Source organism: Streptomyces albiflavescens, from assembly GCF_014645835.1.
Taxonomy (GTDB): domain Bacteria; phylum Actinomycetota; class Actinomycetes; order Streptomycetales; family Streptomycetaceae; genus Streptomyces; species Streptomyces albiflavescens.
On sequence record NZ_BMMM01000025.1, the window covers coordinates 1 to 19,003 of the forward strand.

Here is a 19,003-nt window from a genome sequence, read left to right on the forward strand (position 1 = left end):
TCAGGTCAGCCCCACGTCACGAGCCTGGGAAGACCGTGAAACGAATCGAAACCCTCACCGAACACGTCCGCCTGAAACAGCAGCGAGGTTAATGATCAAGCTAAGTGGCTGTTGTCGTTCCGATCTTGAGGTGTGTGCGTCGAACGGGAGTCTCGATCGGGTGGTTGCAGGCGGCTGCGGGCATGAGGACAGGGCCTCTTGGTAGCTCGGGGTTGCGAAGCCAATCGAGATCCATTCGTCGCCTATGGGATGAAGACCATCAAAGCAGGGCATGGGTGAGAGCCGCATATAGGGCTTGACCCATAAACGGCCTCTCAGCAGGTGGAGCCACCGAGGCTGCCGCGTGCTGCGTACGGAACGAACTCCAGGCGGACAGAGTCGGTGCGTGGGATGACCAGAGCCACTCCCGTATCCGGCGTCCAACTCTGCGGTAACAGCACGTACTGGTTGGCGGACTGGATGACCAGAACCAGACCCTCGTAGCGGTATGGGTATGCCGACTTAGCGTTGCGGCAGCGGATTTCGCGTACTCCAGGAGCAGCAATGCCGAGACTGCGCTCGCTGCGCAGTATGGCTGTGGTGGAGGTAGATAGCCGGGCTACCAACTGCTGAGCGCGAGCCCGGCCGACAGAGGCGGCGTAGTCGGTCGCGGCCCAGATCAGACTGAGTCCGATGAGCAGGAAGACGACAGCCCATTCGGCGATAGCCGCCCATTCGGGGCGACCAGCGATGCGGCCTGCAGGAGGTGACGGTGCGGCTGGCCGGGGCTCTGCATCCGATTGCCCGTCGCTGGAATTGCCGGAGTCGGGAGGTGGGGGCTGTGTTGGCCGGTTCGGGCGCAGGGCGCCGACTGGCAGCGTGCGGCGAAGTTGCAGGGTGTATGCCAGCAGCACGACGCCGATGGCGAGGCTCAGCGGTGCCGCCGCGAGGTAGCGGTTCAGGAAGAAGGCGTTGTCGAGCACCGTCCAGAAACCGCCGAGGGCGAGCAGAGCGCCAATGCCTCCCAGCGCGGGCATCAGGACGCGCAGCACCTGGGGGCGGGCGCCCGCGGCAAGGCGGGCGCGCAGCAGATCGTGGCCCCAGAAAGCGGCGAGTCCCGCCGCAGCCGTGATAACCATGGGCACGAACAGGGAGTCGACGCTGATGACCAGGTAATCGGTGGTGCCAAGACCCAGCAGGGTCGAATCGACGCCGAAGTAGGCGTAGAACCACCAGGCTTGGTTGAGGCCGAAGTAGTACATCAGCCCAGTGACGAAGCTGGTAGGCGCCACGACAGCACCGAACAACGCGCCGAAGCGGCGCATGCCGGGCAGCGAACTAACGCTGTCTCCATCCGGTGCTGCGCCGTCACTCGGCTCGCTCATGAGGTGGAGGCGGGTGAGGAGCCCCCCTGACCCGCGTCCTGTCCGCCGTTGTCCTGACCCGCGTCCTGTCCGCCGTTGTCCTGACCCGCGTCCTGCCCGCCGTTGTCCTGACCCGCGTCGGCTCCTCCTACGGTCGTGTCTCCACCGGAGCCGTCGGTGGGCGGACAGGGTGCCCCCACCACGACATAGACGGTGTCGTGCCTGACGTAGGGCTGCTTCTCAGCAGGATCGAACTCCACGAACTCGCAGTTATCGAAGGGTGGCATGTCGTATGTGGGTCGGCGGACGAGGGAGACACAGAGAGTGCCACCGCACTCTTTTGTGAACGCATTCACAATGTCATTCCAGGTCCCAGTCTCCGCTCCCTTATAACCCACGTCCTGCCCCTGGAGATTGTGAATCTCCGGCACGTGCATGGGTGACCCCTTCCCTGCCGAGCCACCGTTGCCGCCACCAGCGTTACCGCCACCCCCGCTGGAGCTGCCCCCGCCACCCACGACTCCGCCACTGACGGTTCCGCCGTCACCGGTGCCCGCACCGCCGCCAGACGAGAGGGCCACGCCGCCCGAGCCGGTCCCTGCCCCATCGCCTCCTCCGCCCTCACTGTTGCAGGCGAGCAGTGGGGTGCACAGGAGCAGCGTCACAGCCCAGCGCGACGCCTGACACCAATTCGCCATTTCTCCCCCGTGACCTTGAAATCTGGCTGTATTCGGGAGAATGACACTTGATCCGCCCACAGTCCACCCCTCGCCTGCGCCTTCGCGAGGCCTTAGGGGTGTGCGTCGAACGGGGGTCTCGATCGGGTGATCGCAGCTGGCCGCGGGCATGAAGGCAGGGCCTCTTGGTAGCTCGGGGTTGCGAAGCCAACCGAGATCCAGGAGACCCTGTTGCCGCAGTTCTACGTGCTCGTGCCGGTGGAGTTCAACTCGACTGCCCCGTCGTGTGATTGTGTCGCCCACCGGTTCGGAAACGCGGCCGATCACCCGGAACGGGTTCGGCGGTATACCTGACATGACGGACGCGGAGTGGGCCGTGGTCCGGCCGCTGCTGCCGGTGCCGGCCTGGCTGCGGGGCCGGGGAGGGCAGCCCGAGGCGTATTGCCACCGGGCGATACTCGACGCGATCCGCTACCTCGTCGACAACGGGATCAAGTGGCGGGCGATGCCCGCCGACTTCCCGCCGTGGGACCGGGCTTATGCGTTCTTCCGCCGCTGGCGCGACCACGGCCTGGTCAAGGAGTTCCACGACCGGCTGCGCGCACGGATCCGCGAGCGGGAGGGGCGGGATACGGAGCCGACGGCCGGCGTGATCGACTCGCAGTCCGTCAAGGCGGACGCCGTCGTCGGCTCCGACAGCCGCGGCTTCGACGGCGGCAAGCTGATCAACGGGCGCAAGCGGCATGTCGTGGTCGACACGCTCGGTCTGCTGCTGGGTGTGATGGTCACCGCCGCGGACACCGGTGATCGTGCCGCCGCGCAGGTCCTGCTGCGACAAGTCACCGACGCGCACCACCAGTTGAAGCTGGTCTGGGCCGACGGCGGCTACACCGGCGGCCTGGTCGAGTACTGCCTCACCACTTTCGCGCTGGTCCTGGCGATCGTCAAACGCAGCGACGACCAGAAGGGGTTCGTGGTGCTGCCCAAGCGGTGGATCGTCGAGCGCCTCTTCGCCCATCTGATGCACACCCGCCGCCTGACACGCGACTACGAACGCCGCACCACCAGCGCCGAAGCGATGATCTACTGGTCGCTGATCCTGCTCATGACCCGCCGCGTGGCCCGGCCACACCCGCGGCCAGCGTGAACCGGCCCGGCTGCCGCTCGGCCAGCCAGCCGCGCGCGACCAGGCGTTTCGCCTTCGACCGCAATGCCTCCACCCGTGCCGGCACCACGTCCATGCCGAACGTCGCGGCCATCTCCTGGCACGACAACGGCCCTTGATGAAGCCGGCCCCGGTCCGCGAGCGCCTGTAGAATGCGCTGGTAGTCCACCGACAGCACCGACCAGGCCAGCCCCTCACGCCACACCGGCACCTGCGACTTCGACTTCGCCGCGGTCGGCACCTGCGACGTCCTTCCGGTCCACTCCTCGGCGGTCGGCGCAGTCTTCTCGGCCGGGGCCTGGTCCTGCCCGCCCGCGTCCCCGGGGGCCAGTACCTCGCCGACCCGCGAGCAGGCGATGGCCCACTCCTTCCATTCCCGCTCGGCCACGGCCAACTCTGCCTGGATACGGTCGGCCGCCTCCCTCAGCTCGTCCACACGCCGGCGAGCACCCAGCTCACGCTGTTCCAACAGCCCGACCACCGACGGCATCCACGACCTCCCGGGGAGCGACAACACGACAGGCCACAATTCCCACAGGATCACCGACCCTATGCCCGACCAGCGGAAACACAGTCCTCAAGCCCGGAAAGACAACAACGTCTAACGAAGCTCGTTGAGGACGTCCTCAAGCAGGTGGAACCGCACGCGTACTTGTTCGAGTCGCACGTTCGCGCCGAACTCACCGTCCACGAGGCTGTGGTAGACATCTGCTTCGTCCGGTGCGAGCGTGCCGAGCGGCCGGTGGGTGGGGGCATCTTCCTTCACCCACTGCCCGCGGTGCTCCAGGAGAGTGCGCCGGTTCATCAGGATCGACTGCGTGTGCTCGAAGGCCCGGCGCAGCCGGTCAAGGATGGTGAAGCCGTGAGTGTCCACATCGCCCCAGTAGACCAGGCGTACGTCGTGCAGCCAGGTCAGGGCGGACAGTTGGGTGACGGCATAGCCGCCGCCCTGGATCACGATGCTGTGAGGCTGGTCGGGGAAGGCGAGGTAGCTGGTTTCGTTGTCGACGACATACATAGTCGTGATGGCGGGCGGTGGCGCGGCGAACTCATCTGCACGCACCGCGAGTTCGCTGAAGCCCGCCCGTGACTCGCCGCCGAGCAGTCGGAACCGCAGGTAGGCGGGTTTACGCAGGAAGCGGGCGGCGAAGTCGGTCCGCGCAGCCGCAGCATCGATGCGGTCCTCAGGAAGACAGTTCTCGAGCAGGGTGGTCGGGATGGCGCGGTGGCCTTCGATGAACTTGGTGTCCACGCCGGGTACGTCGAGCTGGCGCAGGTAGACGGCCGCCCCGCGGTAGAACCGCATCCGGGACGCCATGGACCGGCTCCTCCGAGGCGAGATCCCGCCCAGGCGGGAAGTGCTACATCAAGACCCTCGCCATCGAGGCCGCGGTCGACCGCACTGCGTTCTACGGCACCCGCCCCTACGCACACCTCCGCGTCGAGTTCGAACGACGTCTGAACGCCATGCACGAGGCCGGCGAGATCCCCGATCCGCGCGAGGCCCAGATCGCCCGGCTCAAGGCAGAGAACGCCAAGCTCCGGGAACGGCTCGCCCAGTCGGAGCAGACGATCGACGAGCTCAGCGACTTCCGTGGCCAAGCCCTGGCCCGGCTCGCCGCACAGCACAAGGAGATCGTTCGGCTCCGCGCAGCCGCTGTCGGAACGACCCAAGTCAGGCGCCTTCTCGCTCCGCGGACCACAGTGATCGGAAGCTGCAGTTGATGCGGGCGGAGCGGAGGGGGAAACACCACGTGGTCCCGTCAGTCGCTGTTACGGAAGACGAGCAGATAGCGCCAGAAGAGGAGCCTGCGGATGCTGCAACCAGGCAGCAGGACCGCGGCCTCCCGGCGGATCTGGAGCAGGGGCATGGCTGGCTGTCTCACCGGCGCCTTCACTCGTTCCCGACCGGTCGCAGCGGAGGCAGGGCGAAGCTTGTCTCGCACGGCGACGGCCAACCTCGCGACGGCGTTGACGGGCACGGCTGCCAGGCTCCAAGCCCAGTCGAGCCAGGTCTTCTCCGGATAGCAGCCCAAGATCACGAGCACGCCGTCGGGCGCGAGCGCGTCACGCAGAGCGGCGACGGTCTCGAACGGCATGTGATGGATGCTGGCCAGGCACGAGATGAAGTCGTAGTGGCCCTTGGGTAGTTCGACTTCGGTGACGTCCGCGTGCCGGAAGCTCGGGCCCCGGTCACCGGATATCCGCCCGGACAGCGCGCGGGCCTCCGCGATGGCCTCCTCCGATGGATCGATCGCATCGACCTCTATGCCCAGGTCAGCCAGCCGACGCGCGAACCGGCCGGTCCCGCAACCGACATCCAGTGCCGCACCGCAATTTCGCGGCACCTGGTGCAACACCAGACGGTGATAGTGGTCGTTGTGATCAAAGGGCATGGTCCGACCCTGCCACAGAGGACGTCCTCCGCCCTCCCCTTCCACTATCAAGACCTCTGCAGTGAACTGCGTCACATCAGTGGCCTGGAATGCAACACACGCCGCTGTCATCGTCGCGAACGCGGCGCCGACAGCGGACCTGCTCAATGGCAACACGCACTCGACCGCACACGGCCTCTGCGGACACAAGGCACACCCTGGGCACCCAACTCGCCGAGAAGGGTGCCCGGGTCCAGACCATCATGAAGGTCCTCGGCCACAAGAGCCCCGGCATGTCGATGACCTACACGCACATCTCCGGCCCCACCGTCCTGGCCGACTACCAAGCCGTGCTTCAGCCCGGCGCCACCATCGCCGGCCCCCTCGCCGACACCCTGCGTTCCGGGCAACTCGACCAGGACGCGCTGGACTGGCTCAAGACCAACTTCTACAAGACCGAACTCGAGCTTGGACGCTGCCTTCGCCTGCCCCAGGAGGGCCCTTGCGAGTGCGACCTCTACCTCAGCTGCGCGAAGTTCGTCACCACACCCCAGTACGCGACACGCCTGCGTGAACGCCTCTGCGTCGAGCGGCAACTGATCACCGACGCAACGGACCGCGGATGGGAGCGGGAGATCGATCGCCACCAGCGCGTCGCCGACCTCATCACCAGCCGGGTGCCGGACCATCGCCTCGAAGAGGTGGACCTGGGTGTTGAGGACGGTCGCCTCCGGCCGGACGCGGCTCGTCGTGTCGGTGGCGCGGGCCGGCATCGTGTACGTCCCCGGAGCCGCCGCACGCCGGTCGCTGGACCGGCGGACCCGGCCCGCCCGACTCGGGGGCGTCGTGCAGCCGGGCCGGCCCGGTGTCAGAGGTCGCCTGGTGCACCGAGGCCCGTCAGCGCGCCGACCGGGTCGAGGTCGGGGGTGCCTCGGGGCCACCAGTCGTCGTGGCCCGGTTCGGATTCGTAGGCGTACCAGAGGCCGTTGTGACCGAGGCGGAGTTGGGCGTGGCCCCGAGGGTGGGTGAGGTGGTTGCGCCACGGGCGGAAGGCGGGGAGGTCCGCGGCGAGGAGGAGCGGGCGGGCTCGGTCGAAGCGGCCGGCCGGTGGATCCCAGGGCTCTTCGAGGACACTGAGCGCGTCGAATCCGCCCTGCCGCCAGGCGGCGACCGCACGCGCCAGGTCGGCCGGGGTGCGCCCGGTCGCGGAGGCGAGCGAGGAGTACAGGGCGCGGGTGGCGGCGGTGAGGCCGGATCCGGGGCGGGCTGCGGCCAGACGTACCGCGTCCTGCCAGAGCGTCAGTTCCGCGACGGGATCGCGGCTCGTGGTGAGCAGCGCGTGCGCACGAGCCGCCGCGTCCGTGGCCAACTGGTCGAGGGCGAACGGGTCCGGACCGCCCGGCGAGCCCGGATAGGTCGGCGGCTGCTCGGGGTGCGCGGGCGGTGGCAACGGCGCCGGGAGCGTCGGCAGCGCGCGCCGGGCGATCACGTCGCGGGCGCGCACGCCGGGCAGGGGCGCCGGTTCCTGTTCCTGGGCGGCGCGAGCCGCGCGGGCGGCGTTACGGCGGGACAGCGCGTCGAGCAGCTCGCGTTCGCCGCGGCCGCGCAGCAGGAGCAGCACGAAGGGGTCTTCGTCCAGCAGCCGTGCCGTCTGGTAGCAGAGGGCGGCCGCGTGCTTGCAGGGATGACCGGAGTCGGGGCAACTGCAGTGCGGTTCGAGCTCGCCGGGGCCGGGGAGCAGCGCGACCCCGCACTCCGCGAGCGACTTGGGCATCTCCTTGTCGAGCAGCGCGGCGATGTGCCCGGGCCGCTCGGCGGCCGCGTCCAGGAAGCGGTCCCAATCGCCGTCGGACAGCGTCCGCACCCTGACCTGCACGCGATACGGCCGCGGCCGGCTCCCGTGCACGTACGCGAGGACCAGCCCCGGCGTGACCGTGATGGCGTCGACGTACCCGCGCCCGGCGTAGGCCCGCCCGCGCGCCAACCGCGCCGCGTCCAGCGCCCCCTCCTCCAAGGCGGTCACCCAGGCGTTCCCCCACCACGTCTCCGCGAAGGCGTCGGCCCCTGACACCCGCGCGGGGAAGGCGGGGAAGGTACGGCGCAGTTCACCGTCGCGGCCCGGAGATCCCATGGAACGAGGGAGCCGGTGGGCGCGGGGCGCGCCCCGCTGCTCCGATCCGGGGTGCGCCGGGAGCGGGCCGGGGATCGCATCGGGTACGGAGCCGGTCCGCGCGGGGCGGCGCACGACGAACGCCTCGCCGTCGTCTCCGGGTTGCGCGGATGACGACTCGCGCCTCACCCGACGCGCGTCCCCCGACTGCGCCGGATACGCATGCGACGCCGCCTCGCCGTCGTCTCCGGGCTGCGCGGATGACGACTCGCGCCTCACCCGACGCGCGTCCCCCGACTGCGCCGGATACGCATGCGACGCCGCCTCGCCGTCGTCTCCGGGCTGCGCGGATGACGACTCGGGCCTCACCCGACGCGCGTCCCCCGACTGCGCCGGATACGCATGCGACGCCGCCTCTCGCGCGTCCCCGGGCTGCGCAGGCTGCGGCTCCGAAGTCGCTTCGTGCGCGTCCTGTGGCAGCACACGATGCGAGTCGGAAGCCGCCTCGCGAACATCCCGAGGCAACGCACCGTACGAGTCCGAAGCCGCCCCGCGAACGTCCCGGGGCTGTGCCGTATGCGGGTCCGATGTCACGTCGGTGGGCAACTCGAAGGCGCCGGCGAGGAGATCGCGTAGGTCCCGAGCGCGGGATCCGCCGTCCTGGCGCGGTCGGCTCCGCCGAGTCCGGGAAGCGTTCCGGTTCGGCTCGGCGGATCGGCGCCCGGCCTCAACTCCCTTGGCTCCAGTACCCGTTACCCCGTCGTCTCCGGCATCCGTCTGTGCCCGCCTCGCCTCGTCCCGCGCGGCGCGCAACGCCTCGCGCGCGATGTCACCGGGACGCGCGCCTCCGGAAGCCCCCTCAGCAGGACGGCTCGGCGGAGTACTCCCCGCCCCGGTCGCCCGCCGCAGGGCCTCTCGCGCCACGTCGCCGGGGCGCGCCCCCGGGGAGGACCCCGTCTTCGGCGGCCTCCCGGACACGCCGCGCGCGGCGAGCGGGGCCGGCTGTTCGTCAGTCGCGTCAGCCGCCCCGGCCTCCAGGGCATCGCGCTCCCGCGCGGCCCGCAGCGCCCGACGGGCCTCGTCCGCAGGCCGTGCCCCGGCAACGGGACGGGGCAGATCGGTGCCCCCGTGCCGGTCCGTGTCCCCCTGCCGGTCGGTGGCTGCCGTGTCCTCGCGCTCCTCCTCCGCACCGGCTGCCACCGGCCGCTCCTCGCTCTCGAAACCGTTCACGAGGACCTCCGAAGCGACACCAGGTCCGACAGCTCGCGGTCGGTCAGCTCCGTCAGGGACGCCTCGCCGGAGCCGAGGATCGCGTCGGCGAGCGCCCGCTTCGCTTCGAGCATCTCGGCGATGCGGTCCTCGACCGTGCCTTCGGTGATGAGGCGGTGGACCTGGACGGGCTGGGTCTGGCCGATGCGGTAGGCACGGTCGGTGGCCTGTTCCTCGACGGCGGGGTTCCACCAGCGGTCGAAGTGCACGACGTGGCCGGCCCGGGTCAGGTTCAGGCCGGTGCCCGCGGCCTTGAGGGACAGCACCAGGACCGGGGTCGCCCCGCTCTGGAAACGGTCCACCATGTGTTCCCGCTCCACGACCGGCGTACCGCCGTGCAGAAGCTCCACGGGGACGGCACGGGCGGCGAGGTGCGCGGTGATGAGGCGGGCCATGCCCACGTACTGGGTGAAGACGAGTGCCGAACCGTCCTCGGCGAGCAGTGTGTCCAACAGCTCGTCGAGGAGGGCCATTTTGCCGGAGCGGGCGGAAGGCGCGTGGGCGGCGGCTCGGGCGTCCTCCTTGAGATACAGCGCCGGATGGTTGCAGATCTGCTTGAGGGAGGTGAGAAGTTTGAGGACCAGGCCCCGGCGAGCGATGCCCTCGGAGGTCTCGATCGCCAGCATGGACTCCCGGACCACCGCCTCGTAGAGGGAGGCCTGCTCGCGGGTCAGGGGAACGGGGTGGTCGGTCTCCGTCTTGGGCGGGAGCTCGGGGACGATCCCGGGGTCCGACTTCTTGCGGCGGAGCAGGAAGGGGCGGATCAGCCTGGCCAGGCGGGCGACCGCGTCCTCGTCCTCGCCGTTCTCCACGGCGCGCGCGTGCCGGGCTCGGAAGGACTTGAGGGGGCCGAGCAGTCCGGGGGTCGTCCAGTCCAGCAGGGCCCAGAGTTCGGAGAGGTTGTTCTCCACGGGGGTGCCGGTGAGTGCCACGCGGGCGGGGGACGGGATCGTCCGCAGGGCCTTCGCCGTCGCCGAGTAGGGGTTCTTGACGTGCTGCGCCTCGTCCGCGACGACCATGCCCCACTTGTGCTGGGCGAGCCGCTGCGCGGTGGACCGCATCGTCCCGTAGGTGGTGAGGACGAAGCCGCCCTCGAGGTCGTCGAGGGTGCGGTCGGGTCCGTGGAAGCGGCGGACGGGGACGCCGGGCGCGAAACGGGCGATCTCCCGCTGCCAGTTGCCCAGCAGCGACGCCGGGCAGACCACCAGGGTCGGCTCGCCGTGGGCCCGCCGCAGGTGCAGCGCGATGACGGTGACGGTCTTGCCGAGCCCCATGTCGTCGGCGAGGCAGCCGCCCAGCCCGAGGGAGGTCATGAGGTCCAGCCAGGCGAGGCCGCGCAGTTGATAGTCCCGAAGTCGGGCCTGAAGCTCCGGCGGCGGGTCCACGGAAGCCACACCCGCCGTCAATCGGTCGCGCAGCGCGGCCAGCGCGCCGACCGGCACCGCTTCGACCGTCTCGCCGTCGACCTCGGCGCTGCCGGTGAGCGCCACGGACAGCGCGTCGACCGGGTCGAGCAGGCCCAGTTCGCGCTTGCGGGCCTTGCGGACGAGCGCCGGGTCGACGAGCACCCACTGGTCGCGCAGCCGGACGACCGGACGGTGGGCCTCGGCCAGGGTGTCCATCTCGGCCTCGGTGAGCGGATCGCCGCCGAGGGCCAACTGCCAGCGGAACTGGAGCAGTTCCTCGCTCTCGAAGAACCCGGTGCCGTCCGTCGCCGACCCGGGCGCGGGGCGCACCACCGCCGCCGCGCTCAGGTCGTGGGCCAGGTCCCGGGGCCAGTGCACGGCCACTCCGGCCGCGCCGAGCCGGGTGGCCGCGACCCCGAGCAGATCGGACAACTCCTCCTCGGAGAGGGCAAGTACGTCGGGCACGTCCTGTTCGGAGAGGCGGTCCAGTGGTGGCCAGACGCGGGCCGCGCGGCGGACGGCGAGGGCCGCGTCGACGCGCGCGCGGGGGCCGAAGGTGGCGTCGGCGTCCCCCGCCCACAGGGCCGTCGCGTCCACCACCAGGGTGGGGTCGGCGAGGCTGTGCACCTGGACGACGGCCGCGCCCGCGCGGCGCGCTCCCTCACCGTCGTCGAAGAGCTGGTAGGCGGACAGGTCCAGGCGCAGCGAGATCCGTACACCCGCGTCCATGCCGGCGGCGACCTCGGCGGCCCAGTCGTGGGCACCGGGCAGCCGCTGCGGCGCGATCGCCGCGAAGGGTTTGCCGGAGGTGTACGGCGCGGCCGGGGTGCGCGGCAGCGTGTCCGCGACCGCGTCCAGGAAGGACCGCATCAGCGCTTCCGGCTCGGGCAGCCGGAGCGGGCCCTTGCCGGGGAGCGGGACGGCATGTCCCTCGTACGGGAGGGCCGCCGCCACCGCCCTGAGGTGGGCGATGTCGTCCTGGTCCAGCGGGCCCGCGCGCCATGCGTCGAGCCCGTCGGCCGTCAGCCCCGGCAGCAGCCGTCCGCGCGCGACGAGCCGCAGGGCATGCAGGGTGGCCGCGCCCCAGCAGGCCGTGGCGGGATGCGCGGCGGGGTCACGCCGGGCTCCGGCGAGCAGCGGCAGGGCCTCACTCATGGGCAGCGTCACGGCGGGGACGGTGCCTCTGCGGACTCCGGGACCGTGGGGTCGTACGACCGTCAGACGGGTCCGCTCTGCGGACAGCGCCCCGTCGACCGGCTCACTCGACGGGCCACCCCCGACTCGCTCACCCGAGGACACCGCCGCGGCGTGCTCCCCCGGCGCCGTGCCCTCGACCAGCTCGTCGGACGCCAGCGCGTCCCCGTCCGGATCCCAGAACGCGACCCGCCCCTCGCGCGGCAGCGGCGCGGGCAGGAAGACGGCGGCAAGCCGCACGGAGAGCGATCGCTCGGCCACCGCATCCACCCCGTCCCCCATACGCCCGGTCACCTCCCGCCCCTAGGGGGTTTCTGATGGATCTCCGCGGCGTCGCGACGCCCGGCACGCACTCTCGCCGCACCGGACAAAAGCCCTAGTAGCTCCTCCCCCACGCTCGGCTTCGCTCGCGCGGGGGGACCCCCATCGAGGACTTCCGCCCGGCACGCCGCAAGCACGCACCGAACGCCGCTCCTTCTTCCACGGAGATCCATCAGAAACCCCCTAGTCGAATCAGTTGTCTTCGACTCTACGGGCGGGGTCTGACAATCGGCCTCGGCGGCCGCACCGGGCCGGATCGGGACCGGTCAGGGAATCGTGCGCGAGACCACGTACACCATGGGGTGCTGGGGCTCGGACAGGTTCACGACGATGTCCTGCGTGGGCGCCGGGTCCTTCTGCTTGTGGACGAGACCGGACCACGGGCCGACGCCGGTGAACTCCCAGCCGACGACCTTCTGGTCGCGGGCACTGATGGTGATGGCGTCCTTCTTCAGCGCGTTCCGGCTGGTGCCGACGGTCCTGAGGAACCAGTCCAGGCCCGCGTCGGTGGTGCCGAACTGCACGTACAGGCGGCTGGTCTTCCAGTTGTTCGTCTCGTAGTAGGCGACGTCCGTGCCGTCCGCGGGCATGGCCACCTGGTACAGGCGGCGCTGGACGCGCGAGGGCCAGCCAGCGGTGAGGCCGGTCGCCGAGTACTTGTCCTCCTTCTGCTTGCCGCTGTTGCGGCTCTGGTTGGCGGAGATCACCAGATAGCCGGCGGGCACGCCGATGAGCAGCACGATGATCAGCAGCGTGAGGGCACGGCGGCGGAACTTGTGGCGCGGGTCCTCCGGCGGCCGCTGCGGCTCGTCCGGCGGCGATGCCTGGCGCGGCAGTGAGGCCGTCACAGCGACCCCTGGGTCGTACGGCGGGACTCCGTGTAGCGCTCGTACCGCTCGTAGCGCTCCACGCGGCGCCGCTTGGCGCGGCGGAAGCGGCGGGCGACGAGCCGGGCGAGGTCGGCGGCGCCGACCATGCCGGCCTCGGGGCCGAGCTGGGCACGGGCGATACGGGCCTCGGGGCGGTAGCCGCGGCCCGTGAGGTGCCTGCGGAACGCGTCTCGCGCGGGGCCGATCAGCAGGTCGTCGGCCGCGCTGACGCCGCCACCGATGACGAAGCAGGAGGGGTCCAGGGCGGCGGCCAGGTTCGCGATGCCCACGCCGAGCCACTGGCCGATGTCCTGGAGCAGCTCGATGCACATGGCGTCGCCCTCGCGGGCCAGCTCGGTGATCATCGGGCCGGTGATGTCGGCGATGTTGCCCTTGACGTGCTCGATGATCCCGTACGCCACCGGGGAGTCCGCGGCGGCGAGCTCGCGGGCCTCGCGGACGAGCGCGTTGCCGGAGCTGTACTGCTCCCAGCAACCGCGATTGCCGCACGGGCAGCGGTGGCCGCCGGGGACGACCTGCATATGGCCGAACTCGCCGGCGACGCCGAACTTGCCGCGCTTGACCTGGCCGTCCTCCAGGATCGCGCCGCCGATGCCCGTGCCGAGCGTGATCATGACGAGGTGGTCCTCGCCACGGCCGGCGCCGAAACGCCACTCGGCCCAGGCCGCGGTGTTGGCGTCGTTGTCGACCAGGACGGGCACGGAGAGGCGGCCGGAGAGGCGGTCGCGCAGCGGCTCGTTGCGCCAGGAGAGGTGAGGCGCGAACAGGACGCGGTTGCGTTCGGCGTCGACCCAGCCGGCCGCGCCGATGCCGACCGCGTGCACGTCGTGCCGGTCGGAGAGGTCCAGGACCAGCTCGACGATGGTGTCCTCGACGACCTTGGGGCTCTTGGACTTGTCCGGCGTCTCGGCGCGCAGCTTCTCCAGGATGTTGCCGTCGGCGTCCACGACGCCCGCCATCACCTTCGTGCCGCCGATGTCGATGCCGACGGTGGGGACACGGGGCGCCGTCAGGTGGGAACGGCGCTCGCGCGTCCCCACGGTCCGCAGGACGGTGGCCCGCGCGGAGCCGCGGTGTGCGAGGTCGCGGTAGGTGCTCATCGCGCCGATTCTGCCTTACGCTCCGTCGGGGCCGCACTGCGGGAGCGCGGGGGCATCTGTGACCTGCGGGCCGCCTGTGGCTGGTCGCGCGGTTCCGCGCGCCCCTCTCGGGGCGCTCCTCAGGAGGTGCGCTCCAGCTCGTGCCGCAGGTCCTCCAGCTCACTTCCTCCCGCCATCTGGCGGGTCAGCTCGTCAAGGGTGATTTCGTCGCGGGCGTTGCTGCTGAACATTGTGCCGCGCTTCAGGAGCACGAAACGGTCGCCCACCAGATACGCGTGATGCGGATTGTGGGTGATCAACACAACACCCAGTCCGGCGTCCCGTGCGGCAGCCACATATTTGAGGACCACACCGGACTGCTTCACGCCCAGGGCCGCGGTGGGCTCGTCGAGGACGAGGACCTTGGCGCCGAAGTAGACGGCGCGGGCGATCGCCACGCACTGGCGCTCACCGCCGGAGAGGGTGCCGATGGGCTGGTCGACGTCGCGCAGATCGATGCCCATGCGCAGCAGCTCCGCGTGGGTCGTCCTGCGCATGAAGTCGACGTCCATGCGCTTGAAGGGAACAACGCCCTTCCGGGGCTCGGAGCCGAGGAAGAAGTTCCGCCAGACCGGCATCAGCGGGACGACGGCGAGGTCCTGGTAGACCGTGGCGATCCCGTGGTCGAGGGCTTCGCGCGGTGACGACAGCCGGGTCTCCTCGCCCTCGATGCGCAGGGTGCCCGCGTCGTGCTGATGACGTCCCGCGATGATCTTGATGAGGGTGGACTTGCCGGCTCCGTTGTCGCCGAGCACGCAGGAGATCTCGCCCGCGTGGACTTCCAGCGAGACGCCTTCGAGGGCGCGGATGTTGCCGTAGTACTTGCTGACGTCGTCGAGCTCGACGAGCGGGGTACGGTCCGTGGCGGCCGAGTCGGTCGTCTTGTTCGCGTCCGTGGTCACTTCGTCGCCTCCGCGCGCTTGCGTACCCAGTGGTTGAGCAGGGTCGCCAGGAGCAGCATCACTCCCAGGAAGAACTTGAACCAGTCCGGGTTCCATTCGGCGAACACGATGCCCTTGCTGACCATGCCGAAGATCAGCGCGCCGACCGCCGCGCCGACCGCGGAGCCGTAGCCGCCGGTGATCAGGCAGCCGCCGATGACGGCCGCGATGATGTAGATCAGCTCGTTGCCGACGCCCTCGCCGGACTGCACGACGTCGAACGAGAACAGCAGGTGCTGGCCGGAGATCCAGGCGCCGAAGGCGACACCCATGTAGAGGCCGATCTTGGTCTTGTCGACCGGGACGCCCACCGCTCGGGCCGCTTCCTCACCGCCGCCGACGGCGTAGATCCAGTTGCCGACGCGGGTGCGCAGCAGGACCCAGGTGGCGACGGCGACCAGGGCCAGCCACCACAGGATGGTGATCTTGAAGTCGACGCCGCCGATGGTGACCGTCGAGGCGAAGACGTCCCTCGCGGAGGAGAAGCCCTCCATGTCCGAGATCGACTTCGTGGAGACCGTGCCGCTGATCAGCTTGGTGAAGCCGAGGTTCATACCGGTCAGCATCAGGAAGGTGCCGAGCGTGATGATGAAGCTCGGCGGGTCGGTGCGGGTCAGCATGACGCCGTTGAAGACGCCGGTCGCCAGGGTGACGATCAGCGAGACGAAAACGCCGACCCAGACGTTCGCGGTCATCTGGTAGCTGAACATCGAGGAGATCAGCGCGGAGCTGGTCACCATGACGCCCGCGGAGAGGTCGAACTCGCCGCCGATCATCAGCAGCGCGACCGGGACCGCCATGATGCCGATGGTCGACGAGGCGTACAGGACCGTGCTGAGGCTCGCGGCCCGTACGAAGCTGTCCGCGAAGACGGCGAAGAAGACGAAGACGGCGATCGCGCCGACCACGGAGCCGAGCTCGGGGCGGCCCATGACTTTGCGCAGCGGCGAGGTCTTCAGGAGGCGTTCGTCGGCCTTGGTGCCCGGCGACGGCGCGGGCGCGTGTGTGGTCGTGCTCATCGGGTGCCCCGCTTCGTGTACTCCTCCAGCGCGCCGGCCTGGTCCTTGGTGATGATCTGCGGTCCGGTGAGGACCGGCTTGCCGCCGCCGAGGGCGTCGTCGTTGTACTTGTGGAGCCAGAGCAGGTCCACGGCCTCGTACCCCTGGAGGTACGGCTGCTGGTCGACGGCGAAGCCGAGCGTGCCGTTCTTGAGCTCCGCGGCCACCTTCTCGTTGAGGTCGAAGGTGTCGATCTCGGCCTTGCTGCCCGCGTCCTGCTTGGCCTTCACCGCGGTGTCCGCGAAGGGGGCGCCGAGCGTGACGACCGAGTCGATGGACTTGTCGGCCTGCAGCTTGGCGCCGATGGAGGCCTGCACGTCGGGCATGCTGGTGCCCTGCACGTAGAGGTTCTGCACGGTGCCGTGGAAGGTCTCCTTGATGCCCGCGCAGCGCTGCTCGTGACCGACGTTGCCCTGCTCGTGCAGGACGCACAGGGCCTTCTTGCGGCCCCGCTTGTTCAGCTCGTCACCGACCGCCTCACCGGCGATCGTCTCGTCCTGGCCGATGTGGGTGAGCGCGCCGAACGCCTTGGACTCCTCGGAGCCCGAGTTCACCGTGATCACGGGGATGCCGGCCTTCCGGGCGCGCGCGACGGCCGCCTTCATGGCGTCGGGCTTGGCGAGCGTGACGATGATGCCGTCGACCTGCTTGTCGACGGCGGCGTCCACCAGCTGTGCCTGCTGCTGTGCCTCGGCGTTGTGCGAGTACAGGAAGTTGATGTTGTCCTTGACCGCGGCCTGCTTGGCACCGCTCTGCACGATGTCCCAGAAGGTGTCGCCGTCGCCCGAGTGGGTGATCATCGCGAAGGTCCACCGGGGCGTGTTCACCACGGCCCTGCCCTGGGCCGCCGCCGCCTTGCGGGCGTCCTCGGCCCGCTTCCCGCCGGTGGCGCTGCATCCCGCGAGGGACACCCCCAGCGCCCCTGCGAGCGCGATGCTTACCCAGGTCCGAGTGCGTGCCACGAGGCCGTGCCCTTCTTGCTTGCTCCTTGGTGCGCCGGGCCACCCTGCGGACGGGCCCGGAGGGCCGTCTTGTAGGCCCGGGGGCAGGCGTCTCACCGGCCCCAAACGACCAAGTATCAATCACGGGGACCATGTGCCTGACCAGCGGGTCCCGTGCGCGGGGAACTTCTGCGGTGGCGACACGCCTTTCACGGTGACGCGCACGGGGGCGTCATGGCCGTACGAGGAGCCGGAGAATCAGCGGGCCTTCAGGGCCGTACTCGCCGAGCCGTCACGGCCGTACGAGGAGCTGGAACTCGAAGGAGTAGCGCGAGGCCCGGTAGATGTGGGTGCCGAACTCGACGGCCCGGCCGGTGTCGTCGAAGGTCGTGCGCTGCATGGTGAGCAGGGGCGCGCCGGCCGGTTCGCCGAGCCGCTCGCCCTCTTCCGCGGTGGCCGCGCGGGCGCCGACGGACTGCCGGGCGCTGTGCAGGGTGATCCCCGCCGCGCGCATCAGCCGGTACAGGCCGGTGGCCTCCATCTGCGCGCTGTCCAGCTCCAGCAGGTCGGGCGGCAGATAGTTGCAGAGGTACGCCATCGGCTCCCCGTGCGCGAGGCGCAGCCGCTCCACACGGTGCACGTCGCCACCCTCGGCCACGCCCAGGGCCGCAGCGACCTCGGCGGACGCCGGTACGACGGTGTTGACGAGCACCTGGGTCGCCGGGCGCTGGCCCGCCGATTCCAGGTCGTCGTAGAGGCTGCTGAGCTCCAGCGGACGCTTGACCTGGCTGTGCACGACCTGGGTGCCCACGCCGCGGCGCCGTACCAGCAGGCCCTTGTCGACGAGGGACTGGATGGCCTGGCGGACCGTGGGCCGGGACAGACCGAGCCGCCCGGCGAGCTCGATCTCATTGCCAAGGAGGCTGCCCGGGGTCAGCGTTCCGTGCTCGATCGCGGCCTCCAGCTGTTGGGACAACTGGAAGTAGAGCGGGACGGGGCTGCTGCGGTCGACGCTGAGCTGGAGCGACACGGTCGGATCCACATCTGGTTTCGGCACGGCCCGAGCGTAGCTCCGGGAGATGTTGACGGGAAGTTGTGAAGTTCGATTGTCCGGACAAAGCATTGACACGGCGCCGGGTCCACCCCCACTTTGTTCCCATGCGCATCGGACTCATCGGAGCGGGTCGTATCGGTACATTTCATGCGGCCACTCTCAGCCGTCACCGCGAGGTGGGTGGCTCCCTGATCGTCACGGACGCGGACACCGCGCGGGCCCATCGGCTGGCGGACCGCCTGGGCGCGACGGCGGCGCCCAGCGTGAACGAGATCTTCACCTGGGGCGTGGACGCGGTGGTCATCACGGCGGCGACTTCGGCCCACGGCGAACTGATCGGTCGGGCAGCACGGTCCGGGCTCCCCGTCTTCTGCGAGAAACCCATCGCCGTCGATCTGCCGGGCACCCTGGCAGCGCTGGCCGAGGTGGACGCCGCCGGAACGATTCTGCAGCTGGGCTTCCAGCGCCGCTTCGACGTGGGCTACACGGCCGCCCGCGAGGCGGTGCGGTCGGGACGGCTCGGCCGGCTGCACACGGTCCGGGCGATGACGTCCGACCAAGCGCCGCCCCCGGTCGACTATCTCCCGCTCTCCGGCGGGCTCTACCGGGACTGCCTGGTCCACGACTTCGACATGCTGCGCTGGATCACCGGCCACGAGATCGTCGAGGTGTACGCGACCGGGGCGGACGCCGGACCCGCGATGTTCCGCGAGGCGGGCGACATCGACACCGCCGCGGCCGTGCTCACCCTCGACGACGGAACGCTCGCCACGACGACGGCGACCCGGGTGAACGGCGCCGGCTACGACGTCCGGATGGAGCTCGCCGGCGAACTCGACCAGATCGCCGTCGGCCTCGACGACCGAACGCCGATCGCGTCCACCGAACCGGCCGGACCGCCGCCCGCCGACAAGCCGTGGATGGGCTTCCTGGAGCGCTTCGGCCCGGCGTACGAGGCCGAGCTCGCCGCGTTCGTCGAGGTCGTCCTCGGTGAGCGCGCCAATCCCTGCGACGGCCGTGAGGCGTTGGAGGCGCTGCGTATCGCCGAGGCGTGTGTGCTGTCGCGACGGGAGCGGCGGCCGGTGCGGCTCGCGGAGATCCCGGGCGCGCGGGACTGAGT

17 protein-coding genes and 1 pseudogene are annotated in these 19,003 nt (G+C 70.3%); 5 read left to right on the forward strand and 13 right to left on the reverse strand.

Features of this window, described 5'->3' with window-relative positions:
- Positions 1 to 314: 314 nt before the first annotated feature.
- The gene (locus tag IEY95_RS42905; protein WP_189191710.1) at positions 315 to 1,364 is read right to left on the reverse strand and encodes a hypothetical protein; all 1,050 of its coding nucleotides are present in this window, start codon (positions 1,362 to 1,364) and stop codon (positions 315 to 317) included.
- A complete protein-coding gene (locus tag IEY95_RS42910) occupies positions 1,361 to 1,630 on the reverse strand; it encodes a hypothetical protein (RefSeq protein ID WP_189191711.1) in 270 nt (89 codons plus the stop codon). The genes IEY95_RS42905 and IEY95_RS42910 overlap by 4 nt, the downstream gene beginning before the upstream one ends.
- Positions 1,631 to 2,375: 745 nt before the next feature.
- On the opposite strand from IEY95_RS42910, the gene IEY95_RS42915 reads away from it, so the two are divergent.
- Positions 2,376 to 3,167: an IS5 family transposase gene (locus tag IEY95_RS42915; RefSeq protein WP_229703753.1), complete on the forward strand. Its 792-nt coding sequence runs from the start codon at positions 2,376 to 2,378 to the stop codon at positions 3,165 to 3,167.
- Here IEY95_RS42915 and IEY95_RS42920 read toward each other — a convergent pair.
- A complete protein-coding gene (locus IEY95_RS42920; RefSeq protein WP_189191712.1) occupies positions 3,124 to 3,675 on the reverse strand; it encodes a hypothetical protein in 552 nt (183 codons plus the stop codon). The two genes, IEY95_RS42915 and IEY95_RS42920, sit on opposite strands and share 44 nt — an antisense overlap.
- Before the next feature lie 111 nt (positions 3,676 to 3,786).
- Entirely contained in the window at positions 3,787 to 4,503 is a 717-nt protein-coding gene (locus IEY95_RS42925; protein ID WP_189191826.1) for a DUF2220 domain-containing protein, read from the reverse strand.
- Positions 4,504 to 4,652: 149 nt separating this feature from the next.
- Between IEY95_RS42925 and IEY95_RS49765 the strand changes: the two genes are divergently transcribed.
- Complete coding sequence (locus IEY95_RS49765; protein WP_229703754.1) at positions 4,653 to 4,910, forward strand: hypothetical protein; 258 nt, start codon at positions 4,653 to 4,655, stop codon at positions 4,908 to 4,910.
- 38 nt (positions 4,911 to 4,948) lie between these two features.
- Here the strand turns inward: IEY95_RS49765 and IEY95_RS42935 are convergent, their stop codons facing one another.
- Positions 4,949 to 5,581 (reverse strand): class I SAM-dependent methyltransferase, encoded by a 633-nt coding sequence (locus tag IEY95_RS42935; protein ID WP_189191713.1) that lies wholly within the window; start codon positions 5,579 to 5,581, stop codon positions 4,949 to 4,951.
- A gap of 89 nt (positions 5,582 to 5,670) precedes the next feature.
- Here IEY95_RS42935 and IEY95_RS49770 point away from each other — a divergent pair, with 89 nt between their 5' ends.
- The gene (locus IEY95_RS49770) at positions 5,671 to 6,531 is read left to right on the forward strand and encodes a tyrosine-type recombinase/integrase (protein ID WP_268240553.1); all 861 of its coding nucleotides are present in this window, start codon (positions 5,671 to 5,673) and stop codon (positions 6,529 to 6,531) included.
- Here IEY95_RS49770 and IEY95_RS42945 read toward each other — a convergent pair.
- The 5 genes from IEY95_RS42945 to IEY95_RS42965 all read right to left on the reverse strand — a co-directional run bounded on the left by IEY95_RS42945 (position 6,429) and on the right by IEY95_RS42965 (position 14,698).
- On the reverse strand, positions 6,429 to 8,786 hold the full coding sequence (locus IEY95_RS42945; RefSeq protein ID WP_189191827.1) for an SWIM zinc finger family protein: 2,358 nt from the start codon (positions 8,784 to 8,786) through the stop codon (positions 6,429 to 6,431). The genes IEY95_RS49770 and IEY95_RS42945 overlap by 103 nt on opposite strands.
- A gap of 110 nt (positions 8,787 to 8,896) precedes the next feature.
- Positions 8,897 to 11,821 carry an SCO1167/SCO6262 family helicase gene (locus tag IEY95_RS42950; RefSeq protein ID WP_189191714.1) on the reverse strand — a complete coding sequence of 975 codons (2,925 nt, stop codon included), beginning with the start codon at positions 11,819 to 11,821 and terminating at the stop codon, positions 8,897 to 8,899.
- Positions 11,822 to 12,126: 305 nt separating this feature from the next.
- Positions 12,127 to 12,708, reverse strand: a complete 582-nt coding sequence (locus IEY95_RS42955; RefSeq protein ID WP_189191715.1) for a sugar kinase — start codon at positions 12,706 to 12,708, stop codon at positions 12,127 to 12,129.
- Complete coding sequence (locus IEY95_RS42960) at positions 12,705 to 13,850, reverse strand: ROK family glucokinase (protein WP_189191716.1); 1,146 nt, start codon at positions 13,848 to 13,850, stop codon at positions 12,705 to 12,707. The genes IEY95_RS42955 and IEY95_RS42960 overlap by 4 nt, the downstream gene beginning before the upstream one ends.
- Positions 13,851 to 13,969: 119 nt before the next feature.
- Positions 13,970 to 14,698 carry an ATP-binding cassette domain-containing protein gene (locus tag IEY95_RS42965; protein WP_444544773.1) on the reverse strand — a complete coding sequence of 243 codons (729 nt, stop codon included), beginning with the start codon at positions 14,696 to 14,698 and terminating at the stop codon, positions 13,970 to 13,972.
- Here IEY95_RS42965 and IEY95_RS51125 point away from each other — a divergent pair.
- Positions 14,639 to 14,791: pseudogene (locus tag IEY95_RS51125) on the forward strand (hypothetical protein); the annotation flags it as partial. The gene IEY95_RS42965 and the pseudogene IEY95_RS51125 sit on opposite strands and share 60 nt — an antisense overlap.
- On the opposite strand, the gene IEY95_RS42970 reads toward IEY95_RS51125, so the two are convergent.
- The 3 genes from IEY95_RS42970 to IEY95_RS42980 all read right to left on the reverse strand — a co-directional run bounded on the left by IEY95_RS42970 (position 14,788) and on the right by IEY95_RS42980 (position 17,859).
- Positions 14,788 to 15,849, reverse strand: a complete 1,062-nt coding sequence (locus IEY95_RS42970; RefSeq protein WP_189191718.1) for an ABC transporter permease — start codon at positions 15,847 to 15,849, stop codon at positions 14,788 to 14,790. The pseudogene IEY95_RS51125 and the gene IEY95_RS42970 overlap by 4 nt on opposite strands.
- On the reverse strand, positions 15,846 to 16,850 hold the full coding sequence (locus tag IEY95_RS42975) for a sugar ABC transporter substrate-binding protein (protein ID WP_189191719.1): 1,005 nt from the start codon (positions 16,848 to 16,850) through the stop codon (positions 15,846 to 15,848). The genes IEY95_RS42970 and IEY95_RS42975 overlap by 4 nt, the downstream gene beginning before the upstream one ends.
- 271 nt (positions 16,851 to 17,121) lie before the next feature.
- The gene (locus IEY95_RS42980; RefSeq protein ID WP_189191828.1) at positions 17,122 to 17,859 is read right to left on the reverse strand and encodes a GntR family transcriptional regulator; all 738 of its coding nucleotides are present in this window, start codon (positions 17,857 to 17,859) and stop codon (positions 17,122 to 17,124) included.
- A gap of 128 nt (positions 17,860 to 17,987) precedes the next feature.
- Here IEY95_RS42980 and IEY95_RS42985 point away from each other — a divergent pair, with 128 nt between their 5' ends.
- On the forward strand, positions 17,988 to 19,001 hold the full coding sequence (locus tag IEY95_RS42985) for a Gfo/Idh/MocA family protein (RefSeq protein ID WP_189191720.1): 1,014 nt from the start codon (positions 17,988 to 17,990) through the stop codon (positions 18,999 to 19,001).
- The last annotated feature ends 2 nt before the right edge of the window (positions 19,002 to 19,003 follow it).

Bases quoted from the DNA above. Each gene is read 5' to 3' on its own strand.
- IEY95_RS42905 (WP_189191710.1), bottom strand. From the start codon at position 1,364: ATGAGCGAGCCGAGTGACGGCGCAGCACCGGATGGAGACAGCGTTAGT.
- IEY95_RS42910 (WP_189191711.1), bottom strand. From the start codon at position 1,630: ATGCCACCCTTCGATAACTGCGAGTTCGTGGAGTTCGATCCTGCTGAG.
- IEY95_RS42915 (WP_229703753.1), top strand. From the start codon at position 2,376: ATGACGGACGCGGAGTGGGCCGTGGTCCGGCCGCTGCTGCCGGTGCCG.
- IEY95_RS42920 (WP_189191712.1), bottom strand. From the start codon at position 3,675: ATGCCGTCGGTGGTCGGGCTGTTGGAACAGCGTGAGCTGGGTGCTCGC.
- IEY95_RS42925 (WP_189191826.1), bottom strand. From the start codon at position 4,503: ATGGCGTCCCGGATGCGGTTCTACCGCGGGGCGGCCGTCTACCTGCGC.
- IEY95_RS49765 (WP_229703754.1), top strand. From the start codon at position 4,653: ATGCACGAGGCCGGCGAGATCCCCGATCCGCGCGAGGCCCAGATCGCC.
- IEY95_RS42935 (WP_189191713.1), bottom strand. From the start codon at position 5,581: ATGCCCTTTGATCACAACGACCACTATCACCGTCTGGTGTTGCACCAG.
- IEY95_RS49770 (WP_268240553.1), top strand. From the start codon at position 5,671: ATGCAACACACGCCGCTGTCATCGTCGCGAACGCGGCGCCGACAGCGG.
- IEY95_RS42950 (WP_189191714.1), bottom strand. From the start codon at position 11,821: ATGGGGGACGGGGTGGATGCGGTGGCCGAGCGATCGCTCTCCGTGCGG.
- IEY95_RS42960 (WP_189191716.1), bottom strand. From the start codon at position 13,850: ATGAGCACCTACCGCGACCTCGCACACCGCGGCTCCGCGCGGGCCACC.
- IEY95_RS42970 (WP_189191718.1), bottom strand. From the start codon at position 15,849: ATGAGCACGACCACACACGCGCCCGCGCCGTCGCCGGGCACCAAGGCC.
- IEY95_RS42985 (WP_189191720.1), top strand. From the start codon at position 17,988: ATGCGCATCGGACTCATCGGAGCGGGTCGTATCGGTACATTTCATGCG.